The sequence below is a fragment of the Bacillus sp. 05T31 genome, assembly GCF_056396725.1.
In genome coordinates, this window is sequence record NZ_JBFTMA010000191.1 from 1 (window position 1) to 7,633 (window position 7,633).

A 7,633-nucleotide genomic window follows, 5' to 3' on the forward strand; every position below is an offset into this window, starting at 1 on the left:
CCCTATTATAAAATCCAATTAAAATCCCACCTAACCATGGATTTTGAATTCGTTTCATAATAAATTGAACGAACTCTTGATATACTGCCGTTTCCTTATGAATAAGCTCTAAAGCATCTTCATAAGACTCTAATTGAATAAGACCTGAAAGCGTATACAATAAATTGTTATATTCGTGTGTTTGCGCCCGTAATGCCTCTGTATATTGCCGTGTTTGAGATAATTCCGCTGTTAATTGATCCATCTCAGATTTCAAGCGCAAGCTGGATACTACACCAGTTACTTTATGATTAACTTTAATAGGTAGACGATTAGCAATAACATCCTGCCCCTTTATATTTAATTGGCGATCAAATTGTTCTTCTCCGGTTTGAAGTACATCCAGTATCGATGAATTAGGAATAACATCTAAAATAAATTTCCCTATTATATTTTGTTGTTTATCTAAAGAAAGGATATCGTATGCCGCTTGATTTACTAAACTAACCATACCATTTTTATCGATTACTACAATCCCTTCACGTACAGATTGAATAACTGTACTATGCTCCTCGTATAAAGATGAAATTTCTTCTGGCTCCATTCCAAACATCATCCGCTTAATACTTTTTGCTAAATATACAGAGCCTATTATCCCAATTAACAGACCTGTTATTGTAATCCAAAACACACGCTTTCCATACACTTCTATCGCTCCATGAATATCATCCATGGAAAAACCAACAGATACTACACCAATAATTTCATTATCCTGATTACGAATCGGGACTTTTCCGCGTAGTGAAGGCCCTAATGATCCCGTTGCTTTCGAAACGTAAGATTCCCCTTCTAATAGAACCCCTTCATTATCTCCGCCAACCATTCTCTCTCCTATTTTATCTCGCTTAGGATGCGCATAACGAATACCATCTTTATTTCCAACTACAATAAAATCAGCATCTGTTTCGATTCGAATTTTTTCTGCAATTGGCTGAATAATAGAAGCTGGATTTTCTTTTTGAAAAGCTTCCCCGATTTCCGGTATAGCAGCAACTGTTTTCGCAACATGCAGCGCTCTTTTTCCGATTTGGTCTTCTACTGTTTCAGATAATATGTAGTAAAATAAATAACTCGTTAACAGCAGTACAACAAGAATAAGTGTACTAATAGTTAATGTAATTCTAATGCTTGTTATTACACTTTAAATTTACCAATCATCTCTTGTAATTCTTCAGCCATTCGCGATAAGTGAACTGCTGCTGAATTTATTTCTTCTACTGAAGCTACTTGTTCTTCAGAGGAGCCAGCAATATTTTGAACGCTTGCTGCATTTTCTTCAATCGTTGCTGCAATTTCATTAATAGATGCACTTACTTGTTTTGTATCTATCGTCATTCGCTTCGCTACATCTACCATACTATCAATTTGTACAACTGTATCATTTGTAGATTTCAATATTTCTACAAAGCTTTGCTTCGCCTCATTTGCAACTACAAGCCCTGATTGTACCTCTGTACCAACTTGATTCATAGAACTTACAGTTTCTTTTATATCAAATTGTATCTCTTTCACTAACTTTCCAATTTCCGTAGAAGACTGTCCCGATTGTTCCGCTAGTTTACGTACTTCATCTGCTACAATTGCAAAACCTCTTCCTTGCTCCCCAGCTCTTGCAGCCTCAATTGCAGCATTCAATGCTAATAAGTTTGTCTGCTGTGCAATATGTTGAATCACTTCAAGAATAGCTCCAATTTGCTTTGACTTATCATCTAATAACACAATGACTTTGTCTGACTGTGAAACAGACTCATGAATTAATTGCATTTGATTCACAGTTTGTTCAACTAACTTTCCACCATCTTCAGCTTTTTGCTTCGTATACATAGATGCTGTGGATACTAACGAAGAGCTATCCGCAACACGCTGAATTCCTTCTGTAACTTCTTCTAACAAAGTCGCYCCTTCTTCAACTTCCCGCGTTTGTATTTCTGCMCCACTCGATACTTGTTCCATCGCCCTTGTAATTTGYTCYGTCGCTTCACYWGCTTGCTTCATACTWGCTGTTAATTCTTCCGAAGAAGCTGCTACATGACCAGCTGAAGTATTAATATTTGAAATTACATCATGTAATGATGTCGCCATCTCATTAAAACTTTCTCCTAACTGTCCAATTTCATCCCTCGAACGAACAGTAATTGATTCCGTTAAGTCACCTTCGCTAATTTTCCTCGCTGATATAACAAGTTGTTTTAACGGTTTAATAATAGAAGAAATTATGAAGTAAATTACAATTCCACCAACTATTAATGAAATTCCAATAACAGTTAATGTTTTATAGAAAATAGGTTCAGCCGCTTCAATTATTTCTTTTGAAGGCATAATTCCTGCTATTTTCCATCCRGTYTGYTTATTTGTTTTAAAAGTGATRTTGCGATCCTCACCATCGAGTTTGAATTTAAAATCACCTATTTCTTGTTTGTACAACTCTTTTTCAAGTTTTTCTTCTACTTTATCCCCCGGTTTCATTGTTGGATGTGCTACTACATTTTTGTCCTGATCAAAAATTGCAACATAGCCTTTTTTACCGATAGTAACCATTTTTGAAGTATTTACAATATCATTAATAATTAAATCAATACCAAGAACGCCGCTCTTATCTTCATTTTGTTTTGCTATTGTAACAACAATATTTCCTGTCGTTTTTGATTTATATGGAGCYGTRATAATTACTTCACCACTTTTTTTCACTGCCTCTTTATACCAATCTCTTTCTGTAGGATTATACCCTTCTGGCATTTGAAGTACCGGTGATTGAATAAATTGTCCATTACTAGATCCAGTATATATTGCTTCCATTTCTGGATGTAATTTATTATATTCTTCTAATTTATTTTGCACGTTTTGAAGCTGATCTGCTTGATAGCTCGCTCCAGTGAATAATTTTGTAAAATATGCTGCGTCTACTTTCTTACTATCTAACTCTTTATTAATTACATTATTTAAAACCTTCACGTTATCTTTTGCTGATTGCAAAATTGTTTCATTAAAATTTGTCTTCGCCTGCTGATAAGACGTCCAACCAATTACAATACTTGGAAGAATTAAAATAATAATAAATGATACAAGTAACTTTGTTTTTAAGCTTCTACTCCTTAATTTTCCTTGAAACATATTCCTACCCCTCCATACCGTTTTAAATGCAATTACTTTACATTTAATCTCTTTATACAAATCATACGATTTAAATGTATTGATGAGATCCTCTTTCTCTTTTTCCTCATCTTTCTCTACATTTAAAGTATTGTTACATACCTTTTTCATTCTATAGAATTTAAATAATTAAAACAATATATAAAAATGTACATTATTCGAAATATTACATTTCACGAAAGAACCTCTAGTATCCCATTTACTAGAGGTTCTTTCCACCTTACTATTTTTTATCTTTTTCTACTTCTTTTTTCTCATCTTCTACTACTGATACTACAGGTTTATCATTTGATAGTTGCTGCACGGCACCTTTTCCAGCAAATCCTTCTAGTAATTCTTTTAAATCAATACCAGAAGAAGCTTTTAGTGTTTCCTGCATCGTTGCCATTAAATCAGTCGCATAACCTGCAACTTTTCCGGCGCCGCTATTTTTACCACCGCCGCCTGTATCGACAACTGTAATTTTATCAATATTGCTAAGTGGACTTGCAATTTCTTTCGCATAACTCGGAAGCATTTTTAGAACCATATCCATAATTGCCGCTTGCCCATATAATTCAAATGCTTCTGCAATTTTTTGTTTCGCTTCCGCTTCTGCTAAACCTTTTAATCTAATAACATCTGCTTCTGCTGTACCTTGTGCTTTTTGTACTTCTGCCTTTGCCTGACCTTGTGCTTTTTCAATTTCTGCTTTTGCTAAACCTTCTACACGAACTTCTTCTGCACGTGCTCTTGCTTCTGCTTCAATTTTATATTGATCCGCATCTGCTTTTTTCATTTGTTTTACTTTTTCCGCTTCAGCTGATTGTTCAACAGCATAGCGATCTGCATCTGCCTTTTTCTTTACTTCTGCATCGTATTGCTTTTCACGACGCGCAATCTCTTTTTCTTCTAACTCAATTTGCTTTTCACGCTCAATGATTTTAACTCGCATTTGCTCTTCTGTAACACCTTGTTGTGCTTTCGCTTGTTGTAATTCATAAGAAAGATCTGCATCTGCRCGAGCTTGTTCTTGGTCYCTCTTATAAGATTGTACTTTTAATTCCTTATGTTTTTCAGCTTCAGCGATTTGTGCATCACGTTGATATTCTGCTTCTTTTGCTTCTTTCTCAGCACGAGCTTTTTCAATTCGTGCCTCTTTTTCACGCTCTGCATTCGCAACTGTTGCATCACGCTTAACCATTGCAATTTGAGGCTGACCAAGTGCATCTAAGTAACCGTTTTTATCCATTATTTCTTTAATTGTAAAGGAAACGATGCGAAGTCCCATCTTCTTCAAATCAGTAGAAGCCACTTCATGCACCTTTTGTGCGAATTGCTCTCTATTACTATAAGCATCTTCTACTGTCATAGAAGATAAAATAGCACGTAGATGCCCTTCTAAAACTTCTTTTGCTTCCACTTTTAACTCTTCCGTTTCTTTTCCTAAATATTGTTCAGCTGCTGTAGAAACTTCTTCAATTGTCGATCCTACTTTAATAATAGAAACACCGTTTACTGTAATCGGTACACCTTGTTTCGTATACGTATCACGTGTTCCAACTTCTAATTTGTAGTTTAATAAGCTAAGAAGTTCTGCCCGTTGCATAATTGGAACAACGAAAGTACCACCACCGCGGATAATCTTRATCTTCTTTCCATCATCAGTGRTAACRACATTCTTTCCACCACCAAGCCAGTTCCCTGTTACAATTAATGCTTCRTCYGGRCCAACTGTACGATACTTCGTAATRAATACTAAAATGAGTAGAAGTAAAATTGCGAGTAAAACTCCACCGATAATTAATGGAATCGTCATGTAAATTCCCCCTTATAATTTTGGTTTYTTTAAAGAATAAGCRATGTTTTGTACAAGCAAAACACCATCTTGAACTCCTTCAATAATGACCTCGGTTCCTTGTGAAATATCTTTTTTCCCAATTGTTTTCGCTGGTATTGCATTACTTCCAAATTGGGATGAGATTAATACTTCTCCAAATCCTTCTTTCGGAATCGATATAATTACTTCTCCTTTTCGTCCAATAAATTCATCCATGCGGTGCATTGTATTTTGCTCTGCCTCTGCAATCGGTTTTAAAATTAATATTTTCATTATGAAAACACCGATAAAGGATATAGCAAATGAGCCACCAAAAATAATAATGCTATTAAAGGAAAATAAATATTCTCCTATATAACTAAATCCACATAACATTGCAAAAAAACTAAGTAATAAAGTTACAATGGATACAGATCCTCCACCAAAGCTAAATATTGATTCAAATATATCTCCAAAGAAGATATAAATGACAGTAAGTATAGTTGCAATTATRAATCCGTATAAATAAATTGTTTCAAGTGGATAACCAAACAAGACCATTTCTTATCCCCCTTTCTTAAACAATCCCTTTTTTGTTATGTGTATGCCCCACCTCTTTCAAAAATCATTAATCTTAATTTTCAGTTATTTAATTTTTAAAGAAAAACCTGTAAGACAGGTCTCTAAAAAAGAACAGGAGAAACCTATTGTGACAGGCTCCTCCTAGTAAATAACCGATATATTGTATATCTATATAATATACTATTTCCCACAAAAAGTAAAGTTAAACATACATTGGAAGAGCACTTATTTTACCCCGCATTAACGGGCAGTAAGACTCCCACCTCAAAACTCGGCGAATGCGAAGGAGTTAGGTGGGAGTTAACTGCCCGTAAAAGCCCGATTGGTTCAACTAATAATTAGTGGGGACGCCCCCACTAATTAAAGTTTCACTTTACTGATAATGCGTATGCTCCATCGCCATTATCATATTTATACACATACAAGTAATACTTACCTGGTTTTGCATTAAATTTTGCTTCTATATGATTTCCATTAGCTTGACCGTAAGCTGCGTAATTTTGCATATCTGATTCATGGTGAAGTACCCATGTCATCCCGATTCCATGCTCATTTAAAACAGAAATATCGATATCTTTCGCTGATGCCACATTAAATGTATAAACATCGGTGTGATCCCCGCCGATAAGGCTACCTTTTATAGTAGTATTTAGCCCGATACGATTTGCTTCCTCTGGACGATTATTTGGTTCTGATTCTGTTAAACTCCCATCTGTAATCGTAACAGTTGTTTCATTTCTACTCTCTTTACCTTTATCGTCTTTTACTCTTAAGGCTACTTTATAAGTTCCTTCTCTTTCATATGCATGTACTGGATTAACTTCTKTACTTGTWCTKCCRTCYCCRAARTCCCATAAATAAGAAACGATTTTTCCATCTTCRTCKTTTGATCCATCACTTTTGAATKGAATTCCTTCTTTTACAARCCCATTATAAGGACCATTTATATTAACAATTGGAGCTTTATTTTCTTTATCATCTTTTGCGACACCATGGAAGACTACATCATATTCAAATTGATTAGAGCTATTCACACGGTAATTGACGAAATATGCTGTAACCGTTTTGTAGCCACTCCATTCTTTTTGCGTCAATTGTTCTAAAGTCTCATTTACTCTTTTACTCATTGCTTTCCAGTCTTCTGACTCACCTTTTGTTACACTACCTGTAAACGTTCCTTCTAATGTAAATGTATTAAAGAATTGAGATGTATGCTTTGTCATTTTTGTATCTTTCATAGACAACGTTTCACTAATTTCTTTCTTCACTTCTGTTAGTGCTTTTGGTGCATGTTCAGCTAAATAATCATCTGCTACTTCCGGCACATTGTACTTATCTTGATTATCAATTAGCTGCTGCATGTACTCTTGATACTCTTTATTTARYTTMGRATCTTTACTTARAKTYTCACGATASGYATCATAATTTTTCACGTCATTCGCACGAATTAAATCTTGAATTTTATCAAATGTTTCAAATTGATGAGTATATAAGTAAGACTGCARTGCRAAMGARTARTTATARAAATCCCAWGAWCCATATTTMGMAAATARTGTWCGYTCTGCTGTATAACGGCTTGTAGGATCAGATGATAATCCACTAATGATGCTCTTTCTTGGTACAACGTTATTTGTACGAGTAGATCCTGCGAAAAATTCTGCATTTCCTTCTTGGAACCAAGTTAATCTTTCATTTTGATACATATCTCCTCTTCCAAATAAACCGGGAACTTCATATCTCCCTTGAAGATAATGAGTAAACTCATGACGGAATAACTCTTCTAAACTATAAATACTTTGCTCTGGCGTACGCTCATATGTAAAGAATGTCCCTGTCTCTTCAATATAAATTCCACCGTTGTTTGTTTCATATCCATACAATTGTCTATTTAACTGGTATTCGTCTGGAGTATTATAGATTACTATCGTTAATACGTCGTCTGCATTACCTTGTTCTAAAGCTTTGTCATTTCCGATCACACGGTGATATTGCGCTTTTACTTCCTTCGCAGCCCAATATAATCTCTTAATTTTTTCTTCTGACACTTTATCCCCAGTTTTAAAT

The 7,633-nt window shown here is 34.8% G+C and carries 4 protein-coding genes and 2 pseudogenes; all 6 read right to left on the reverse strand.

The features are described 5' to 3' along the window. A partial coding sequence (locus tag AC1DJR_RS13680; RefSeq protein WP_477002821.1) for a PAS domain-containing protein occupies positions 1-1,174 on the reverse strand: 1,174 nt, incomplete at its 3' end. Next, positions 1,174-2,121, reverse strand: coding sequence for a methyl-accepting chemotaxis protein (locus tag AC1DJR_RS13685; protein ID WP_477002822.1), 948 nt, complete (start codon positions 2,119-2,121; stop codon positions 1,174-1,176). The genes AC1DJR_RS13685 and AC1DJR_RS13680, both read right to left, overlap by 1 nt. After that, a pseudogene (locus AC1DJR_RS13690) lies at positions 2,113-3,300 on the reverse strand (HAMP domain-containing protein); the annotation flags it as partial. The gene AC1DJR_RS13685 and the pseudogene AC1DJR_RS13690, both read right to left, overlap by 9 nt. A gap of 112 nt (positions 3,301-3,412) precedes the next feature. Next, entirely contained in the window at positions 3,413-4,987 is a 1,575-nt protein-coding gene (locus AC1DJR_RS13695; protein WP_477002820.1) for a flotillin family protein, read from the reverse strand. Positions 4,988-4,999: 12 nt separating this feature from the next. Then, a complete protein-coding gene (locus AC1DJR_RS13700) occupies positions 5,000-5,548 on the reverse strand; it encodes an NfeD family protein (RefSeq protein WP_088032433.1) in 549 nt (182 codons plus the stop codon). A gap of 389 nt (positions 5,549-5,937) precedes the next feature. Beyond that, positions 5,938-7,633: pseudogene (gene colA, locus AC1DJR_RS13705) on the reverse strand (collagenase ColA); the annotation flags it as partial.